The organism is Amycolatopsis rubida (assembly GCF_900115345.1).
Lineage (GTDB): Bacteria > Actinomycetota > Actinomycetes > Mycobacteriales > Pseudonocardiaceae > Amycolatopsis > Amycolatopsis rubida.
Genome location: NZ_FOWC01000002.1, coordinates 755,507 through 772,916, shown reverse-complemented (window position 1 = coordinate 772,916; position 17,410 = coordinate 755,507). Strand labels below are relative to the sequence as shown.

Sequence of the window (17,410 nt, the reverse complement as noted above, 5' to 3'; positions counted from 1 at the left end):
CAACCTGGATGAGCGGGATCACCGAGAACGGCGTCGTGGACGCGGTCGGCAAGGAACTCTTCATCGGCGGCAAGTGGGTCGCCGCGCGCAGCGGGAAGACCTTCGACGTGCAGGACCCCTCCACCGGCGAGGTGCTGTGCCAGGTCGCGGACGCCGCACCGGAAGACGGTCTCGCGGCGCTCGACGCGGCCGTCGCGGCGCAAGCTGACTGGGCCGCGGTGGCCCCTCGGGAGCGCGGCGAGATCCTGCGCCGCGCGTACGACAAGCTCATCGAGCGCCGAGACGAGCTGGCGCTGCTGATGACCCTGGAAATGGGCAAGCCGCTGGCCGAGGCCGCCGGGGAAATCACTTACGCCGCCGAGTTCTTCCGCTGGTTCGCCGAGGAAGCGGTGCGGATCGACGGCGGCTACGCGGTGGCCCCGAACGGTTCGGGCCGGTTCCTGATCGCGCGCCAGCCGGTCGGTCCGACGCTGCTCATCACGCCGTGGAACTTCCCGATGGCGATGGGCACGCGCAAGATCGGCCCGGCCGTCGCCGCGGGCTGCACGATGGTGATCAAGCCCGCCGCGCAGACGCCGCTGTCGATGCTCGCGCTCGCCCAGATCCTCGCCGACGCCGGGCTGCCCGAAGGCGTGCTGAACGTCGTCACCACCAAGGACGCGGGCGGCGTGATGGAGCCGCTGATCCGCGACGGACGCGCGCGCAAGCTGTCCTTCACCGGCTCGACCGGGGTCGGGCGCAAGCTGCTGGAGCAGTGCGCGGAGAAGGTGCTGCGCACGTCGATGGAACTGGGCGGCAACGCGCCGTTCGTCGTGTTCGACGACGCGGATCTGGACGCCGCGGTCGAGGGCGCGATGCAGGCCAAGATGCGCAACATCGGCGAGGCGTGCACCGCGGCCAACCGGTTCTACGTGCAGCGCGGTGTCGCCGAGGAGTTCTCCCGCCGGCTCACCGAGCGGATGCAGGCGCTGCCGATGGGCCGCGGCACCGACGAAGGCGTCGTGGTCGGCCCGCTCATCGACGAGGCCGCGGTGAAGAAGGTGACCGAGCTGGTCAAGGACGCCACAGACCGGGGTGCGCGGGTGCTCACCGGCGGCTCACGCGTCGACGGTCCTGGGCACTTCTACCCGGCCACCGTGCTCACGGACGTTCCGGTGGACGCCCGGCTGGCCAGCGAGGAAATCTTCGGCCCGGTGGCGCCGATCACCCCGTTCGACACCGAGGACGAGGCGGTCGAGAAGGCCAACGACACCGAATTCGGCCTGGTGTCCTACCTGTTCACCAGCGACCTGAAGCGCGCGCTGCGGGTGTCGGAACGCTTGGAGGCCGGGATGATCGGCCTCAACCAGGGCATCGTGTCCAACCCGGCGGCTCCGTTCGGCGGCGTCAAGCAGTCCGGCCTCGGCCGCGAGGGCGGCACGGTCGGCATCGACGAGTTCCTGGAGACCAAGTACATCGCGGTGAGCCTGTGACACACCGGATTGCGAGCATCCCCGGCGACGGGATCGGGGTCGACGTCACGATCGAGGCGCGCCGGGTCCTCGACGCGGCCGCGGCGAAGTACGGATTCTCCCTGGAGTGGACCGAATTCGACTGGAGCTGCGAGCGGTACGCGAAGAGCGGCGCGATGATGCCGGAGGATGGGGTCGAGCAGCTGTCGGGTTTCGACGGCATCCTGCTCGGCGCGGTCGGCTTCCCCGGCGTCGCGGACCACGTTTCGTTGTGGGGCTTGCTGATCCCGTTGCGGCGGGCGTTCCAGCAGTACGTCAACCTGCGCCCGGTCCGGTTGCTTCCGGGGACGTCCTCGGTGCTGGCCGGGCGGAAGGCCGACGAGCTGGAAATGGTGATCGTCCGGGAGAACTCCGAGGGCGAGTACTCGGAGATCGGCGGACGGCACAACGCCGGGCGGCCGGACGAGTTCGTGCTGCAGGAGTCGGTGTTCACCCGGGTCGGGGTGGAACGGATCATCCGGTACGCCTTCGATCTCGCGCGCACGCGTTCCCGGCGCGTGACCTCGGCGACCAAGTCCAACGGGCTGATCCACTCGATGCCTTACTGGGACGAGATTTTCGCCGAGGTGGCGGCGCGGTACCCGGACGTCCGCGCGGAACAGTGCCATGTGGACGCTCTCGCCGCGCGGATGGTGCAGGCCCCGGACCGGCTCGACGTGGTGGTGGCGTCGAACCTGTTCGGCGACATCCTGAGCGACCTCGCGGCCGCGATCACCGGCGGACTGGGCATGGCGCCGTCGGGAAACATCAACCCATCAGGTGAGTTTCCGTCGATGTTCGAGGCGGTCCACGGCAGTGCTCCGGACATCGCCGGACAGGGCATCGCGAACCCGGTCGCCCAGATCCTCGCCGCGGCGATGCTGCTGGAGCACCTCGGGGAAACCGTTGCCGCACAAGCGATCCGCGCCTCTGTCGACGAGGTGCTGGCCGCGGGCGAAACGCTCACCCCCGACCTCGGCGGAACCGCTACCACAACCGCGCTCGGCACCGCGGTGGCCGCTTCGCTCCGCTGATTTTTCGTCGGTGCCGCGCGGTTGACTCTTCCCTGACCCGCCGACGGGTCCCGAGGGGAGGAGGAGCCGATGTGCCAGAGGTGCGAGGAACCGGAAAGACCGGAGGAGCAGTACCTGATCGAGGTGCTCGACGAGATCAGGGAGAACGGCTGGTGCGTCCAGGGCGTGCTGGGAACAGGTTCCCGGCCGCCCTGGGCCTACACCGCGGGCCTGACCGTGCAGGGCCTGCCTGAGCTGATTGTCACCGGATTGCTGCCGCACCGTGCGATGCGGTTGCTGAACGCCGCGGCCGAACAGTCGCTGTGCACCGGCCCGCCGGTGCCCGGGGAACAGTGGCTGCTGCCCCGGTTGCCGCGACTGGAGATCGTCCAGCTCAGTGCTCCCGCGGCACACCTGGATATCGCGGTGTGCTGTTACGGCACGGGAATCGAAGCCAGGCAGCTGGTCTACGCCGACTCGGCGGGCCGGTTCCCGTGGTCTCCGCAGTACAACTCCGGCCGCGGCGGACAGCCCGTGCTGGGGGTGCGTCGTGCCTGAGTTTTTCTCGCTGTGCCAGGTTTTTCGTCGCCGGTGGCCGGTAGCATCGGAGCATGCCCGAACTTCTGGCCCCCACTGCCGGTCTGTACCGCTCATGGCTGGAAGCGCATCGCGAATGGGGCCCGGGTTTGCACGAGGACGGTTTCGGCCTGTCCGCGTCGGATCAGGTCGATTCTCCGGCTGGCTTCGCCGCCTGGGTCGGCTCATTGGCGCGAGACCGCGCCGTATACCGCTGGCTGGTCGAGGACGGACAGGTGCTCGGCGGAATCGCCCTGCGCACTGGACCGGCCGAGTATGTCCGATGGGCCGGACACCTCGGCTTCGGCATCCGCCCGTCGGCGCGCGGGCGTGGTCTCGCTTCCTGGGCACTGCGCCAGATGCTGACCGAAGCCCGGCGGATGGACCTGGCTCGCGTGCTCTTGGTGTGCGCGGAGGAAAACCTGGCTTCCGCCACGACGATCGAACGCGCGGGCGGAGTGCTGGAGGAAGTCCGCCAGACCGGCCGCGGACCGGTTCGGCGGTACTGGGTCACGGTGGGAGCCGCATCGTCTGGGGCTCCTTCGAGCTGACTGCGGGGCCGGTTTTCCCTGGCATTGTGGAAGCCGGGGGCGCTCCTCCCTTCTTCGCTGACGGCGATTTCGTGCCAGTCCGGGATGCCATCGGGCACAAGGAGCCGCGGTTGTTCAGTTATGCGAAGCGGATGGCGGTGGAGCGGCTGGAACTCGATACTCGCCTCACCGGCACGCCGGTGCCGAGCTGCCGAGACCTCAACGCGGATTCGGCCATTCCGTTGCTGCTGCTCACGTTGACCGGTGGCTCGGGTTTCGCGGCCTGTTGCGCGGCGAGTGCCGTCAGGATCGGCCAGCGGGACGGCGAGCCTGGCGAAAGAGAGGTCCTGTTCCGGGAGAGCGCCGCCTATCCCGCCCACGCGGTAAGGGGTGAAGCCGCCAAACCCGGCCAGGCGGCGTTCGGTCGGCCGGTGCCGCACCAGTTTTCCCGCGAGAAGCGGACCGCCGCGCGGTTCCCGCTCCGGCGGGAGCAGCGGGCCAGGTCAGGTGTGGAAGGGAGCGCGGCTGGCCGGGATTTCGTGTGCCCGGGCGGTGCGGGAGTGAGTTCAGGTGGCGTGCTCCGTCGCCGCGATCGCCGCACGGAGCGTCCGCCGCGCCTGCGCGATGTCCTCCGCTCGGCGGTCGAGTTCGCCGAGGTGAGTGCGCAGCGCACCCAGTACTCCCGGGCACGGACGCAACGAACCGTCCGCTTCCGCGCACGGCAGCATCCGCTTGATCATGCTGGTCGGCAACCCGGCCGCCAGCAACGCGCGAATCTGCCGGACGGTCTGCTCGGCGGCCGGAGCCTAGTCGCGGTAGCCGTTGGGCAGCCGGTCCTCCGTCAGCAGACCGAGGCGTTCGTAGTACCGCAGGAGCCGTTCGCTGGTCCCGGTGCGTTCGGCAAGCTGCCCGATTCGCATCGCCCCTCCGCTGAGCTTGACCTTGGCATGGTGCCAACGTTCAGCACTGGTCCCGGCGGCCGCATTCCGCGCGCCCAACCCGACCGGGAGCTGCTGTTGATCATCGACGCCCACAGCCACGTCCACGACCCAGTGCGCCAGCACCTCGCCCTCCTCGGCGAAGCCGGCGTCGACCGCGCCGTGCTCTTCGCGACCCGGCCGCACCCGGAACGCGCCGTCGACCTGGCTTCGTTCCGGCAGGAAATGAGCGTGCTGGACGCCGCGCTCAACGGGCGCTCCGGCGAGGGCTATCAGTCCGCTTGGCAAGGACTGGACGCCGCGCTGGCCGCGCACCCTGGCCGGTTTCCCGGTTTCCGCTCGATCCGGCTCGACCTTCCCCGGACGACATCGCCGCCGCGGTCGACTCCGCCGCCAGTGGCTTCCACGGAATCGGCGAACTGACGCCGACTCCCGGCGCGGCCGCCCGGATCGAACCGGTCCTGCGAGCCGCCACCGACCACAATGGACTCCCGGGTCGTGGTGCACGGCTCCGCCCCGACCACGGAAGACGATCTGTCCACCCCGGCCGCACTGGCCCGCCGCTACCCGGCCGTACCGCTGGTGATCAGCCAATTGGGCGGGGCCCATTGGCTCACCGCGATCGAGCTGGCCCGCGAAACGCCGAACGGCTACCTGGAACTGTCCGCCGCCAGCATCGTTTTCGCGGTCCGGCTGGGCATCGCCGAACTCCCGGACCACACCGTGTTCGGTTCGGACGCTCCTTACGGCGACCCGGCCCTGTCCCGCACGACTGTCGAACGCGTGACCCCGCCCGGAGAACTGCGCGCCCGCGTCCTGGGCGGCACGATGGCGGAGTTGCCGCGGTTGTGAACTCGGCTCCCGGCAGAGAGCGAAGCCCGGCCTGGCAGGGGAGGCTGGGCGGTGCGACGGGTTACCGCGCGGAAGCTGGCGCGGGCGCGATCAAGAAGCCGCCCGCCTCACTCCGCGGCCGCGGCTCCACCCTTCAAACTCCGCCCCGGAAGCAACCGGCTGATCGCGTCCTCCATGTGCGCGTCCAGCAAGTGCAGCGCAGTTTCCTCGTCACCCGACCGCAGGGTTTCAATGATCCTGGTGTGCTCCTCCAACCGATCCTCCACGCCCTGATACGTGCTCTGCAGCAGCGTCAGGCACATCCGCGTCTCGATCAGCAGCGTCCGCGCCATGCGCACCAGCCGTTTGCTGCCGGACGCATTGATCAGCGCCTCGTGGAACCGCAGATCAGCCTCCGACAACGCAGCCGGGTCGTCCGCGGCGGCGGCCATGTCGGCCACGTTCTGCTCCAGCATCGCCGCCACTGCCTCGCGATCTCCCCGGAAGGCGCAGAGCAGGGCAGCCCGTTCGACCGCCGAGCGGGCGAGGTAGATGTCGAAGACGTCCGCCGGTTCGAGGTCGATCACGAACAGGCCCCGATGGCGTTCGCTGCGCAGCAGACCCTCGGACACGAGGTGCTGCATCGCCTCGCGCAGCGGGCCGCGCGAGACCTGGAAGCGGGCGGCCAGGTCGGTTTCGCCGAGCTGGGTGCCCGGCGGCAGCGCGCCGGTCATGATCGCGTCGCGCAGCTGGCGCGCGATCACGGCGGCGGTCGATTCCCGGCTGACCGGTTCTATGTCAGGGAGTGCGACCACGGGTCAGCCCCTCGTCCGGAACAACGCGCCCAGCGAACGCACCAGCCTGCTCGCGCCGGTCAGTCGCAGGCCTTCCCACACCGTCACCTGGTTCGCGGTCAGCACCGGCTTGCCGAGCTTCGCCTCGATGTCGGTGATCTCGCCGAGCGTGCGCATCGCGGTGTCGGGCACCAGTACCGCGTCGGCGTCGGGATGGTCGTGGCTTACCGCGAGGTCCACCACGGCCTCGGGAGCGAGCTGGCCTACCTCGGCGGCGGTGTCGATGTCGGCGCTCGACATCGAGAGCACCTCGACGCCTCCCGCGGCGAGGAAGTCCACGAACAGCCGCGCGACGTCGTCGGGGTAGCTCGCGGCCACTGCGACTCGTTGCACGCCAAGGGCTTTCGCCGCGTGCACGAAGGCGAACGACGTGCTCGAAGCCGGCACTCCGGCGGCCTTGGCGAGCTGGTCGGCCTGGTTGCGCGCGCCGTCCCAGCCGTACACGAAGCTGCCGGACGTGCATGCCCACACCACCGCTTCCGGCTGGTGCTTCGCGAGCAGCCGGGCGCCTTCGGCGAGCCGGGTTTCGCTGCCGAGGTCGAGCAGTTCCGGCACGGCGTGCAGGTCGGTGCCGTAGATGTGCGCGACCGGCAGGCTGATGTCGCCGTCGGAGCCGCCGAGAAGCTGTTCCGCGAGCGGGTAGTCGTCCTCGGCCGCGTGGTCGGGGTAGATGAAGCCGATCGTGGTCACGAAACCTCCGGGATGCGCAAATTGTCGACAATATTAGCGGGACCGGTCAAGACACCTCCCGCAGCCACTGGCCGGGTCCCACGATGGGCAGCCGCATCCGGCGCAGGCATGCCCACATCGTCAGCTGGTTGGCGGTCAGCACGGGTTTGCCGAGTGCCTTCTCCAGCGGTTCGATCAGGTCGAACGTCGGGAGGTTGGTGCAGCTGACGAAGATCGCCTCGGCGTCGCGGTGGTCCGCGGCCAGGATCCGCTCGGCGATGGTGCGGTAGCTGACCTTCCAGATGCCGCCGCCCAGTCCGAGATGGTCGCTGGACACCGTGGTCACGCCGACCTCGCCGAGGAAATCGTGGAGTTTGCCGGTGAGATCGGCGTCGTAGGGGGTGAGCACCGAGACCCGCCGCAGGTCGAGCTGGTGCAGCACCTCGACCAACGCCCCGGAGGTGGTGACCGCGTCCGGCGCGCCCGCGTCGCAGATCGCCTTGGTGAGGGAGCGTTCGTAGTCGATGCCGTTCACGAAGCTGCCCGAGGTGCACAGGTACGCGACCACCTCCGGCTCCACGTGCAGCACGTCGCGCGTGGCCGTGGCGAGGTGCCTGCTGTCGCTCACCAGCTGTGCCATCTCCATGCTCACCGGAACCGGTTCGTAGGGGGTGCGGGCGAGATGCAGCGACACCTCCATCGGCACCCAGCGCCACAGCTCGCGCTCAAGCGCGAGGTCGAACGGCGCGATCACGCCGATGCCGCGCTGGGCGAGCGGGCCCTCGAACGCGAGGAAGTCCAGATCCAAGGTTCAGCCTCCGGAATACGCCTGTGCCGATGCCCGTCCGGTGCTCCGGGGGTGGTCCTCGGATTGTTGACAATCATACGAGCCACTTTTACCGTGTCAATCGTGATCGCCCCGGAAAACCCCGTACTGGCAGTGCTCTGCGGGGCAGACCATCCACCGGACATGGCCGCTATCGAAGACGCGGCGTCAGTTCGTTACACCGACGAGCGCGGCCTCGCCGGTGCGCTGGCCGGTGCCGACGCGCTCTTCGTCTACGACTTCCTGTCCGGAGCCGTCCCCGGAGCCTGGTCTGCCGCGGACCAGGTGAAGTGGCTGCACATCGCGAGCGCCGGCGTCGACCCGGTGCTGTTTCCGGGGCTGCGCGAGAGCGATGTCGTGCTCACGAACTCGCGTGGGGTGTTCGACGACGCCATCGCCGAGTACGTGCTCGGCGTCGTGCTGTCGTTCGCCAAGGACTTCGCGCGTTCGCTCGACCTGCAGCGCGCCGGCACGTGGAAGCACCGCGAGACCGAGCGGATCGCCGGGCGGGAGGTGCTGGTGGTCGGCACCGGGCCGATCGGCAGGGCCATCGCGCGGATGCTGCGTGCGGCCGGGATGCGCGTGTCCGGGGCGGGCCGGCGGGCCAGGGCCGCGGATCCGGACTTCGGTGTCGTGCACGAATCCGCCGGGCTGACGCGGTATCTGCCCGAGTTCGACTACGTCGTCGCGGTCGCGCCGCTCACCGACCAGACCAAGGGCATGTTCGACGCCGCCGCGTTCGCCGCGATGAAACCGTCCGCGCGGTTCGTCAACGTGGGCCGCGGCGAGCTCGTGGTCACGTCCGAGCTGATCGCGGCGTTGCAAGCAGGCGAAATCGCCGGTGCCGCGCTCGACGTCTTCGAAACCGAGCCGCTGCCCGCCGAGAGTCCGCTGTGGACCATGCCGGACGTTCTGCTGTCCCCGCACATGTCGGGCGACTTCATCGGCTGGCGGCGGACGCTGGTCGAGGTGTTCGCGGGGAACTTCCGGCGCTGGCTCGCCGGGGAACCGCTGTGGAACGTCGTGGACAAACGGCTCGGGTACGTGCCGTCCGAATCGCAGGGAGGCGCCGGATGGGTGACCGGGAATTGACTGCCAGCGAACTCGTCGCCGCTTACGCCACCGGCGAACTGTCGCCGGTCGAGGCGACGAAAGCCGCCCTGCAGAACATCGAGAATCGCGACGGCGAGGTCAACGCCTTCTGCCTCGTCGACGCCGAGCGCGCGCTCGACCAGGCGAAAGCGGCCGAAGCCCGCTGGCGCGACGGGAATCCGATCGGTGCGCTCGACGGAGTCCCGGCGTCGATCAAGGACATCTTCCTCACCCAGGGCTGGCCGACGCTGCGCGGTTCCACGAGCATCCCGGTCGAGCAGCCTTGGGAGGTGGACAGCCCGGTAATGGCGCGGATGCGCGAAGCGGGCCTGGTCGTGCTGGGCAAAACGACCACGCCGGAGATCGCCTGGAAAGGCGTCACTGACAGCGCGCTCGCGGGCATCACGCGCAATCCGGTGAATCCGCGGATGACGGCGGGCGGGTCCAGCGGCGGCAGCGCGGCCGCGGTCGCCGCGGCGATGGGCGAGCTGTCCGTCGGCACCGACGGCGGCGGCTCGATCCGGATTCCCGCGTCGTTCTGCGGAATCGTCGGCATGAAGCCGACCCACGGCCGGGTCCCGCTGTTCCCGGCGAGCCCGTTCGGCCCGCTCGCGCATGCCGGGCCGATGGCCCGCAGCGTGGACGACACGGCGTTGCTGCTGGACGTCCTGGCGCTGCCGGACCACCGCGACCCGACCGGGCTCGCGCCGCCGATCAGCGCATACCGCGAGGCCGTGCGGCGCGACGTGCGCGGGCTCATCGCCGCGTACTCGCCGACGCTCGGTTTCGCCGACGTGGACCCGGAAGTCGCGGCGATCGTCCAGTCGGCGGTGCAGTCCCTCGCCGACGCCGGATTGCAGGTGGAGCAGACCGACCCCGGCTTCGCCGACCCGAAGAACGCCTTCGACGTGCTGTGGTCCGCTGGCGCGGCGAAGTCCCTCGAAGCGTTCCCGCCGGGCAGCGAGTCGCGGATCGATCCGGGCCTGCGCCGCGTGTGGGAACAGGGCCGCACCTATTCCGCGGGCGACTACCTCGACGCCACCGCGGAACGCGCCGCGCTCGGCATCCTGATGGGCGAGTTCCACACCCGCTACGACGTGCTGCTCACGCCGACCGTCCCGATCCCGCCGTTCGAGGCGGGCCACGACGTGCCGCCGGGCAGCGGGATGACCGAATGGCCGGAGTGGACGCCGTTCACCTACCCGTTCAACATGACGCAACAGCCCGCGATCAGCGTCCCGGCCGGGCGCACCGAATCGGGTCTCCCGGTGGGCCTGCAGATCGTCGGCCCGCGGCATTCGGACGACCTGGTGCTGGCGGTGGCGAAGCTGCTCGAGGAGGTCCGGCCCTGGGCCGCGCCGTGACGACGCGCGGCACCGTCCCCGGGTGCCAAGCTGTGGCAGGCTGTCGCGCATGACCGAGTTCACCGCGCCCATCGATGACCGCTGGTTCGAGGATTACCCCGAGGGCTCGGTGTACGAGTTCGGCGACACGACCGTCACCGAGGCGGAGATCATCGAGTTCGCCGGGAAGTACGACCCGCAGAGCTTCCACGTCGACCCGGTGGCGGCGAAGGAAGGCCCGTTCGGCGGGTTGATCGCGAGCGGCTGGCACACGTCGAGCCTGATGATGCGGATGTTCGCCGACCACTACCTGTCGTCGGTCGCGAGCCTCGGCAGCCCGGGCGTCGACGAACTGCGCTGGCCGCGCCCGGTTCGGCCGGGGGACCGGCTGCGGATGCGGGCGACCGTCACCGAGGCGCGGCTGTCGAAGTCGAAGCCCGGTCGCGGTCTCGTGCGCACCCGGATGGAGCTGTTCAACGGCGACGACGAGCTGGTGTTCAGCGCGAGCGCGGTCAACTTCCTGTCGGTACGTCCTGCCGGTTCGTGAGCTGCCGGATCTCGCGGCTGCACAGCGCGAGCCCGGTCGAGACGAGGATCAACACACCACACGCGACGAGCACGGTTTCGCGGCCGAAGTGCTGCACGAAGGGACCCGCCGCGATCTGCCCGAGCGGCATCGCGGCGAGTGAACCCAGCATGTCGTAGGAGTACACGCGGGCGAGCCGGTCGGGCGGGATGTGTTCCTGCAGCGAAACGTCCCAGGCGACGCTGAACTGCTCCATCGCCAGCCCGGCCGCCAGCATCGCGATCAGCAGCGGGACGAGCGAGGGCCACCAGCCGAGTGTCAGCACCGGCAGCGCTTCCATCGTCACCAGCAGCACCCCGGCGAACAACGCGCGCCGCGGCCGCCAATGCGCGGCGACGATCCCGCCGGCCAGCGCGCCCGCCGTCTGCGTCGCCAGCGCCAGCCCCCATCCGGACCGCCCGAACGTCTCGTCCGCGACGACCGGCCCGATGACCACGAGCGTGCCGAGCCCGGCGGCGTTGACGAAGGCGAACTGCGCCACCACCACCCACACCCAGGTGCGGGACCGGAACTCGTGCCACCCGGCGACCAGCTCGGCGATCGGCCGGGCACCCGAAACCCGCTCGGCGCGCGGCAGCCGAACCGCGTGATAGGCGAGTGCGGCGGCGAAGAACAGCAGCGCGTTCACCGCCAGCGCCCAGCCGGACCCGGCCGCCGCCACCGCGACCCCGGCGACCCCGGCCCCGGCGATGCGACCGCCGTTGACCAGCAGCCTCAGCAACGCGTTCGACGGGGCCAGTAGTTCTCGCGGCACGGTCTGCGGAGTGATCGCCGCCGCGGCGGGCAGCGACATCGCCGAGACCGCGCCGTTGACCACGCTCAGCGAGACGAGGACCGGGAGGGAGGAGAATCCACAAAGGACACTCACGGCGATGAGCGCCTGGCTGAGCCCGGCGGCGATCTCGGTGCCCTGGAGGATCACCGCGCGCGGCAGCCGGTCCGCGAGGACCCCGCCGAAAAGCAGCAGCAGCACGTTCGCCAGCGACCGGGCCCCGACGACCAGCCCGAGATCGACCGCCGACCCGGTGCGGTCGAGCACCGCGAACGCGAGCGCGACCGGAGCGACCGAATTGCCGAAGGTCCCGAGCGTCCGCCCGGCGGCGAGGGCGCGGAAACTGCGGTGCCGCAACGGCTCCAGGAGGCTCACCGGCCGAGCCTCCCGCGGCCGTCAACCGAATAACCCGCGGCTGAGAGCGGCAAGCGGCGACGTCGGGTCCGGCTCGTGCGGACGAAGGTTCGTGAGGGGAACCCTCACGACCCGCCGCTGTTCAGAGGCCCGGCTGCCCCCGGCTCGCGAACTCCAGCTCGGCGAGCGCCGTGTCCAGATGCGTCAGGATCCGCTGCAGGTGCGGGACGCTGCGCCGGCACCCGGTGACGCCGAAGTCGAGATTGTCCCCGTTGCTGGTCAGCGTGATGTTCAGGGCTTGCCCGTCGAGCAGCACCGACGCCGGGTAGATGCCGTCGAGCGCCGCGCCGTTCCAGTACATCTGCTTGCGCGGGCCCGGCACGTTCGAGATCACCAGGTTGAACGGTGGCCGCGTGTTGCCGACGACTCCGGGGATCGGCGACGCGCCCAGCTGGGCCACGTTGATCCCGGACAGCAGCAACGTCTGGAGCGGCGAGAGCTGCGAAAACAGCTTCTTGCCATTCGCCATCGATTCGGAGATCGCGGCCAGCCGCTGCGCTGGATCGGTCAGGTCGGTGGCGAGGTTGCACAGCAGCGCGCCGATGTTGTTGCCGGTCGCGTCGCCGGAGTCGCGGCGGCGCAGCGACACCGGGACCATCGCGACCAGCGGCGCGTCCGGCAGCGCGCTCTGCTCGATCAGGTAGTCGCGCAGCGCGCCGGAGCACATCGCGAGCACGACATCATTGCGGGACACGCCCGCGGCGGTCGCGACCTCGCGCACCCGCTCGATCGGCCAGGACTGCGCGGCGAACCGGCGCGCGCCGCCGATCGGCACGTTCAGCATCGTCTTCGGCGCCTGCATCGGCAGCGTGAGCCGGTGCTCGCGGAACGCCTCGCGCGCCACCTTCGCCGCGGCCGGCGCGATCCCCGCGATCTGCTCGAACGTCTTGCCCACCAGGGCGAACGGCGACGCCGGGGCCCGGCCGTCGTGGTTCGCGGCGGGCTTGTCGCGCGAACCCCACGGCGGCGGACAGTCCAGGTCAGCGGGGTCGTCGGACAGCGTGCCCTGCAGATGCCGCAGCGCCGAAACGCCGTCCATCAGCGCGTGGTGGATCTTCGAGTACACCGCGAACCGGCCGTCGCGCAGTCCTTCGATGAGATGCGTTTCCCACAGCGGCCGGTGCCGGTCGAGCAGCGTGCTGTGCCAGCGCGAGGTGAGTTCGAGCAGCTCGCGGACCCGGCCCGGTTGCGGCAGCGCGGAATGCCGGAAGTGGTAGTCGAGCTCCAGGTCGGCGTCGCGGGACCAGCGCACGTGCCCGACGGTGTTCACCGGACGGCTCGGCCGCATCCGGAACACGCCGCGCATGTTGTCCGATTCGAGCAGGGACCGGCGGAGATCGCGCAGGTAGTCCTCGCCCGCGCCGTCGGGTTTGCCGAACAGCTGGAGCCCGCCTACGTGCATCGGGTGCTCGCGGGTCTCGACCATCAGGAACATCGAGTCGGTCACCGGCATCAACGGCATTCGGCCACCCCTTTCCGCCGCCTTGGGGACCTCGGCGTCCCCGGCACCCGGAGTGTACGCACGAAAAAGGCGGCGCCTCGGATCTCGCGGCCAGGTGGGGGACAGCCGGGCCGCGCGGCGATGACAAACCCTGTCCGGTGACGTGTCTGCAGCTGCTTACGCGAGGCGGATACCATCGCTGGCGTGGCAGGACGGACTGGAGCTCAGCAGCTGGGGGACACGCTCACGGCTCTCGGGACCGAGGTGGTGTTCGGCCTGCCGGGAGTCCACAACCTGCCGCTGTGGGAGGCGTTGGCCGACACCGGGATCCGGCTCGTCAACGTCCGGCACGAACAAACCGCGGGGTACGCCGCCGACGGTTATGCGCGCAGGACGGGAAAACTCGGTGTCGCGCTCGTGACCACCGGCCCCGGTGCGGCGAACACGCTCGGTGCGGTCGGCGAAGCGATGGCCTCCGCGGCTCCGGTGCTCGTGATCGCCACGGACATTCCGTCGACGCTGCGCCGTCCGGGTGTCGTGCGCGGAGTGCTGCACGAAACTTCCGACCAGCAGGCGATGTTCGCACCGGTGACGAAAGCCGGTTTCACGGTGCACCGCGCGGACCAGATCGCCGCGACGTTGCACCGCGCCGCCCGGCTCGCGCTGATGCCGCAAAGCGGCCCGGTGTATTTGGGTATTCCGACCGATTTCCTCCGCGAGGCCACGCCGCCGCGCGAACCGCCCGCGCCGCCCGCCGAACGCGTGCTCGACCTGCCGGACCTGCCTCGCGCGGCGGAGCTGCTGGCGTCCGCGCGCCGTCCGCTGATCTGGGCGGGCGGCGGTGCGTTGCGCTCCGAAGCGGGCGAAGCGATCGGGCAGCTGGCTGAGCGGCTGGCCGCGCCGGTGCTCACCACCTTCGGCGCCCGCGGCCTGCTGCCGCCCGAACATCCTTGCCTGGCCCCGAATCCGGTGCACGCGCCGGAGGTCGGACAGCTGTGGGACGAGGCCGACGTGGTGCTCGCGATCGGCACCGATTTCGACGGCCTGATGACGCAGAACTGGCTGATGCCCGCGCCGCCGAAGCTGATCGCGATCAACGTCGACGCGGGCGACGCGGCGAAGAACTACCGGCCGGATGTCACCCTGGTCGGCGACGCCCGCCGCGTCGTCGAATCCCTGCACCCGGAAACGCGGCCCGGCCTGGACGAACTCACCACCCGGCTGGCCGGTATCGGCCGCCGGGTGCGCAGGCGCATCCGCGACGAGGAACCGCAGGCCGCCGACTTTCTGTCCACTTTGGAGGAAGTGCTCCCGGCGGACGGGACGATCGTCACGGACATGTGCGTCGCCGGGTACTGGATCGGCGGCTTCCATCGGGTCCGCGCGCCGCGGCGGCTGGCGTACCCGATGGGCTGGGGCACGCTCGGCTACGGCTTCCCGGCGTCGCTCGGCGCGGGCGCGGCAGCCGAGGCGGCGGGTGGCGGGCGCGTCCTGTGCGTCACCGGTGACGGTGGTTTCCTTTACGCGGTAGGGGATTTGGCGACCCTCGCCGAGGAACAGCTGCCGGTGACGGTCGTGGTCGTCGACGACGGCGGCTACGGCATGCTGCGCTTCGACCAGGACCAGGAAGGCCTGCCGCACCGCGGCGTCGACTGGGACAGCCCGGATTTCGTCGGACTGGCCCGTTCGTTCGGGGTGCACGCGGACCGGGTGTCCGGCTTCGGTCGCGCCTTTCGCCGTCTGCTGAGCGAATTCGTGGAGTCGGACGAGCCGAACGTGCTGGTGGTGCGCGCGAAGCTCAAGCCGCCGCTGAACACCTCGCCGCGGTGGTACCGCAAACCGCGCGGCTGAGCGGCGAACGCCGGGGAAGTCGGGGTCGGGCTATCTGCCGTCCCGCAGGGAACTGGCCATGTTCCGCAGGATCCGGAACGCGTCCGATTGCTCGGCCTCGGTCAGCCCGGACAGCATCCTGACCTCGACAGCCCGTACCGCGGCGCTCGCCTTCTCCAGGTTCCGCCGCCCGCGCGGCGTGAGACGAGTGGGAAGAGCCTTCCCGACCGGTGCCTCCGCGGGCCTGGTCACGTAACCGTCCCGTTCCAGAGCCTGGAGCAGCACGTTCATCGACTGCCGGGTCACGAACGTCCCCCGCGCGAGTTCGGAGTTCGACAGGCCCGGCCGCTGCGCCAGCAGTTCGAGACAGGAGTAGTGCGTCACCGTCATCCCGAGCGGACGCAGCACCTCCTCCATAGCCGCCCGCAGCGCGCTCGACGTCTCTTTCAGCAGGTAGCCCAGTGACTTGTTCAGGTCGACACCGCCACGGTCTTGACTCATGTCAGGATTCTGACATACAGTGGATCGTGTCAGAAACCTGACATGAAGAAAAGGAGCAGCACCATGCCCGCCATCGGCCCCGATTTCCTCTCGCTCCAGGCGCGTGACCTGGACGCTTCCCAGGCGTTCTACGAGCGCTACCTCGGCCTCGTCCGCTCGCCGGCCGGACCGCCGCACGCTGTCGTCTTCGAGACGAAGCCGATCGCGTTCGCCCTCCGCGAGGTCGTTCCCGGCACCAGCCTCGCCTCCGTCGCCCAGCCCGGCATCGGCGCCGCGATCTGGCTGCTCGCCACCGACGTCCAGGCCATTCACGACGCGCTCGTCGCCGACGGGCACCCGATCGTCTCCGCGCCGATCGACGGTCCCTTCGGCCGCACGTTCACTTTCGCCGACCCCGACGGCTACCACGTCACCCTTCACGACCGTGGCTGAGGCGAGCACCCTCGTTTTCGGGGCTACCGGAGCACTCGGCCAGCACGTCCTGGGCGCGCTGGTCTCGCGGGGCATGAATCCCGCGACGATCACCGCGGCCGGCCGCAACCCGGCGCGCCTCGCGGAACTCGCTTCCGCCGGGTTCCGCGCCGCGTCCGTCGACCTGTCGGACGCAGCTGGTGTCGCGGAACTGGTCACGCGGCATTCGGACATCGTGCTGATCTCGGGACGCGACGAGAATCGCCTCGCCCAGCACAAGTCGGTCATCGAAGCCGCGAAGAACGTCCGGCAGATCTACTACACCAGCGGCGTCCGGGCCGACGACGACCGGTTCGAGATCAACGCGGACCACCGGGCGACGGAGAAGGCCCTTGTCGAGTCCGGCGTGCCGTACACGATCCTGCGGAACACTTGGTATATCGAGAACTATGTCCAGTCGCTGGCCGGTCCCCGCTTCACCGGCGTTCTCGCCGCGGCGACCGGCGACGCTGTTGTCGCGGCGGCGAGCCGGAAGGACCTGGCCGAGGCGCTGGCCGTCGTGGTCACCACCGATGGGCACGACAACGTCACGTACAGCCTTTCCGGCGACACGGACTTCACCTACGCCGACATTGCCGAAGCGATGTCGGTCGTGCTGGAGCGGGAAGTCGCCTATCAGCCGGTCGCTCCCGGGGAATTGCGGGCACTGCTCAGCAAAACGGGAATGCCCGACGAGCTGGCCGGCTTCCTGGTCAGTCTCGACGAAACCATTGCCGCCGGGGTTTTCGCCCGGGTCGGCGACGATCTTTCCCGGCTCCTCGGCAGGCCGACGACCGGCCTGGTCGAAGGGCTGACAGCAAAGTGACCCCGTCCGGCCAGCGATTCTGGATCAACACCGTCAGCCTCGACCACGTGGAAGCCGCCATCGAAGGCGGCTTCACCCAGGCGGATCACGGTGCGGGCAAACGTCTCCGCCAGCCGAGTCCCGGCGACGAGATGATCTTCTACTCGCCGCGCACGAGCTTGCAGGGCGGCGCACCGGTCCGGCAGTTCACCGCGTGGGCCACTATCACCGGCGAAAAGCCTTACCAGGCCTACGTCAGCGACGACTTCCAGCCATGGCGGCTCGCGGCTTCCTTCCACGCCTGTCAGCGGGTGGACGCGAAGCCGCTGGTCGGCCAGTTGTCGTTTGTCACCGACCCCGCGCATTGGGGATTGCCGTTTCGCCGCGGCTTGTTTCCCGTTCCACAGCAGGATTTCGCGACGATCCTCGCGCGCATGACCGCGTGACGG

The 17,410-nt window shown here is 70.0% G+C and carries 21 protein-coding genes; 13 read left to right on the top strand and 8 right to left on the bottom strand.

Translation table 11 applies throughout. The features are described from left to right. The first annotated feature begins 8 nt into the window (after window positions 1–8). The 4 genes from BM362_RS12630 (at window position 9) to BM362_RS12615 (ending at window position 3,630) form a co-directional block, all read left to right on the top strand. Complete coding sequence (locus BM362_RS12630; protein WP_093573223.1) at window positions 9–1,472, top strand: NAD-dependent succinate-semialdehyde dehydrogenase; 1,464 nt, start codon at window positions 9–11, stop codon at window positions 1,470–1,472. Further along, a complete protein-coding gene (locus BM362_RS12625) occupies window positions 1,469–2,524 on the top strand; it encodes a tartrate dehydrogenase (RefSeq protein ID WP_093573222.1) in 1,056 nt (351 codons plus the stop codon). Before BM362_RS12630 ends, BM362_RS12625 begins: the two co-directional genes overlap by 4 nt. A gap of 69 nt (window positions 2,525–2,593) precedes the next feature. Beyond that, the gene (locus BM362_RS12620; protein WP_067576190.1) at window positions 2,594–3,061 is read left to right on the top strand and encodes a DUF4262 domain-containing protein; all 468 of its coding nucleotides are present in this window, start codon (window positions 2,594–2,596) and stop codon (window positions 3,059–3,061) included. A 53-nt stretch (window positions 3,062–3,114) separates the two neighbouring features. Further along, on the top strand, window positions 3,115–3,630 hold the full coding sequence (locus BM362_RS12615) for a GNAT family N-acetyltransferase (RefSeq protein WP_067576192.1): 516 nt from the start codon (window positions 3,115–3,117) through the stop codon (window positions 3,628–3,630). Between the two features lie 545 nt (window positions 3,631–4,175). Here the strand turns inward: BM362_RS12615 and BM362_RS50500 are convergent. Both BM362_RS50500 and BM362_RS50495 read right to left on the bottom strand, forming a co-directional pair. After that, window positions 4,176–4,385, bottom strand: a complete 210-nt coding sequence (locus tag BM362_RS50500) for a MerR family DNA-binding protein (protein WP_338080336.1) — start codon at window positions 4,383–4,385, stop codon at window positions 4,176–4,178. A gap of 30 nt (window positions 4,386–4,415) precedes the next feature. Beyond that, window positions 4,416–4,529: a MerR family DNA-binding transcriptional regulator gene (locus BM362_RS50495; RefSeq protein WP_425285697.1), complete on the bottom strand. Its 114-nt coding sequence runs from the start codon at window positions 4,527–4,529 to the stop codon at window positions 4,416–4,418. Window positions 4,530–4,559: 30 nt separating this feature from the next. Between BM362_RS50495 and BM362_RS48180 the strand changes: the two genes are divergently transcribed. Both BM362_RS48180 and BM362_RS48175 read left to right on the top strand, forming a co-directional pair. Continuing rightward, the gene (locus BM362_RS48180) at window positions 4,560–4,970 is read left to right on the top strand and encodes an amidohydrolase family protein (protein ID WP_208865173.1); all 411 of its coding nucleotides are present in this window, start codon (window positions 4,560–4,562) and stop codon (window positions 4,968–4,970) included. A 60-nt stretch (window positions 4,971–5,030) separates the two neighbouring features. Continuing rightward, a complete protein-coding gene (locus BM362_RS48175; RefSeq protein ID WP_208865172.1) occupies window positions 5,031–5,399 on the top strand; it encodes an amidohydrolase family protein in 369 nt (122 codons plus the stop codon). A gap of 107 nt (window positions 5,400–5,506) precedes the next feature. Here the strand turns inward: BM362_RS48175 and BM362_RS12600 are convergent, their stop codons facing one another. Genes BM362_RS12600 through BM362_RS12590 form a run of 3 tightly spaced genes read right to left on the bottom strand, consistent with a single transcriptional unit; the run spans window position 5,507 to window position 7,709 of the window. Further along, window positions 5,507–6,193, bottom strand: coding sequence for a GntR family transcriptional regulator (locus tag BM362_RS12600; RefSeq protein ID WP_067576194.1), 687 nt, complete (start codon window positions 6,191–6,193; stop codon window positions 5,507–5,509). 3 nt (window positions 6,194–6,196) lie between these two features. Continuing rightward, window positions 6,197–6,922 carry a maleate cis-trans isomerase family protein gene (locus tag BM362_RS12595; protein WP_067576196.1) on the bottom strand — a complete coding sequence of 242 codons (726 nt, stop codon included), beginning with the start codon at window positions 6,920–6,922 and terminating at the stop codon, window positions 6,197–6,199. 46 nt (window positions 6,923–6,968) lie between these two features. Further along, window positions 6,969–7,709, bottom strand: coding sequence for a maleate cis-trans isomerase family protein (locus BM362_RS12590; protein ID WP_093573221.1), 741 nt, complete (start codon window positions 7,707–7,709; stop codon window positions 6,969–6,971). A 162-nt stretch (window positions 7,710–7,871) separates the two neighbouring features. Here BM362_RS12590 and BM362_RS12585 point away from each other — a divergent pair, with 162 nt between their 5' ends. From BM362_RS12585 to BM362_RS12575, 3 genes are read left to right on the top strand one after another with little or no spacing between them, the layout of a single operon-like run. Next, a complete protein-coding gene (locus BM362_RS12585; RefSeq protein WP_067576587.1) occupies window positions 7,872–8,819 on the top strand; it encodes a D-2-hydroxyacid dehydrogenase in 948 nt (315 codons plus the stop codon). Next, on the top strand, window positions 8,801–10,183 hold the full coding sequence (locus BM362_RS12580; protein WP_093573219.1) for an amidase: 1,383 nt from the start codon (window positions 8,801–8,803) through the stop codon (window positions 10,181–10,183). Before BM362_RS12585 ends, BM362_RS12580 begins: the two co-directional genes overlap by 19 nt. A gap of 49 nt (window positions 10,184–10,232) precedes the next feature. After that, window positions 10,233–10,709 (top strand): MaoC family dehydratase, encoded by a 477-nt coding sequence (locus BM362_RS12575; RefSeq protein ID WP_093573218.1) that lies wholly within the window; start codon window positions 10,233–10,235, stop codon window positions 10,707–10,709. On the opposite strand, the gene BM362_RS12570 is transcribed toward BM362_RS12575, so the two are convergent. Beyond that, complete coding sequence (locus BM362_RS12570; protein WP_093573217.1) at window positions 10,675–11,895, bottom strand: MFS transporter; 1,221 nt, start codon at window positions 11,893–11,895, stop codon at window positions 10,675–10,677. The genes BM362_RS12575 and BM362_RS12570 overlap by 35 nt on opposite strands. 121 nt (window positions 11,896–12,016) lie before the next feature. Then, complete coding sequence (locus BM362_RS12565) at window positions 12,017–13,396, bottom strand: WS/DGAT/MGAT family O-acyltransferase (protein ID WP_067576206.1); 1,380 nt, start codon at window positions 13,394–13,396, stop codon at window positions 12,017–12,019. Between the two features lie 183 nt (window positions 13,397–13,579). Here BM362_RS12565 and BM362_RS12560 point away from each other — a divergent pair, with 183 nt between their 5' ends. Further along, window positions 13,580–15,226, top strand: coding sequence for a thiamine pyrophosphate-binding protein (locus BM362_RS12560; protein WP_067576208.1), 1,647 nt, complete (start codon window positions 13,580–13,582; stop codon window positions 15,224–15,226). A gap of 30 nt (window positions 15,227–15,256) precedes the next feature. Here the strand turns inward: BM362_RS12560 and BM362_RS12555 are convergent, their stop codons facing one another. Next, entirely contained in the window at window positions 15,257–15,706 is a 450-nt protein-coding gene (locus BM362_RS12555) for a MarR family winged helix-turn-helix transcriptional regulator (RefSeq protein WP_067576210.1), read from the bottom strand. A 63-nt stretch (window positions 15,707–15,769) separates the two neighbouring features. Here BM362_RS12555 and BM362_RS12550 point away from each other — a divergent pair, with 63 nt between their 5' ends. The 3 genes from BM362_RS12550 to BM362_RS12540 are packed head-to-tail and all read left to right on the top strand — an operon-like array spanning window position 15,770 to window position 17,407. Further along, window positions 15,770–16,138, top strand: coding sequence for a VOC family protein (locus BM362_RS12550; protein ID WP_067576212.1), 369 nt, complete (start codon window positions 15,770–15,772; stop codon window positions 16,136–16,138). Further along, window positions 16,131–16,982: an NAD(P)H-binding protein gene (locus BM362_RS12545; RefSeq protein ID WP_093573216.1), complete on the top strand. Its 852-nt coding sequence runs from the start codon at window positions 16,131–16,133 to the stop codon at window positions 16,980–16,982. Before BM362_RS12550 ends, BM362_RS12545 begins: the two co-directional genes overlap by 8 nt. Beyond that, entirely contained in the window at window positions 16,979–17,407 is a 429-nt protein-coding gene (locus tag BM362_RS12540) for an EVE domain-containing protein (RefSeq protein WP_067576216.1), read from the top strand. Before BM362_RS12545 ends, BM362_RS12540 begins: the two co-directional genes overlap by 4 nt. Window positions 17,408–17,410: the final 3 nt, after the last annotated feature.

Excerpts from the sequence above, each read along its gene's own strand:
- BM362_RS12550 (WP_067576212.1), top strand. The coding sequence starts at position 15,770 with ATGCCCGCCATCGGCCCCGATTTCCTCTCGCTCCAGGCGCGTGACCTG.
- BM362_RS12565 (WP_067576206.1), bottom strand. The coding sequence starts at position 13,396 with ATGCCGTTGATGCCGGTGACCGACTCGATGTTCCTGATGGTCGAGACC.
- BM362_RS48175 (WP_208865172.1), top strand. The coding sequence starts at position 5,031 with ATGGACTCCCGGGTCGTGGTGCACGGCTCCGCCCCGACCACGGAAGAC.
- BM362_RS12555 (WP_067576210.1), bottom strand. The coding sequence starts at position 15,706 with ATGAGTCAAGACCGTGGCGGTGTCGACCTGAACAAGTCACTGGGCTAC.
- BM362_RS12580 (WP_093573219.1), top strand. The coding sequence starts at position 8,801 with ATGGGTGACCGGGAATTGACTGCCAGCGAACTCGTCGCCGCTTACGCC.
- BM362_RS12620 (WP_067576190.1), top strand. The coding sequence starts at position 2,594 with ATGTGCCAGAGGTGCGAGGAACCGGAAAGACCGGAGGAGCAGTACCTG.
- BM362_RS12615 (WP_067576192.1), top strand. The coding sequence starts at position 3,115 with ATGCCCGAACTTCTGGCCCCCACTGCCGGTCTGTACCGCTCATGGCTG.
- BM362_RS12630 (WP_093573223.1), top strand. The coding sequence starts at position 9 with ATGAGCGGGATCACCGAGAACGGCGTCGTGGACGCGGTCGGCAAGGAA.
- BM362_RS50495 (WP_425285697.1), bottom strand. The coding sequence starts at position 4,529 with ATGCGAATCGGGCAGCTTGCCGAACGCACCGGGACCAGCGAACGGCTC.
- BM362_RS12585 (WP_067576587.1), top strand. The coding sequence starts at position 7,872 with ATGGCCGCTATCGAAGACGCGGCGTCAGTTCGTTACACCGACGAGCGC.
- BM362_RS12575 (WP_093573218.1), top strand. The coding sequence starts at position 10,233 with ATGACCGAGTTCACCGCGCCCATCGATGACCGCTGGTTCGAGGATTAC.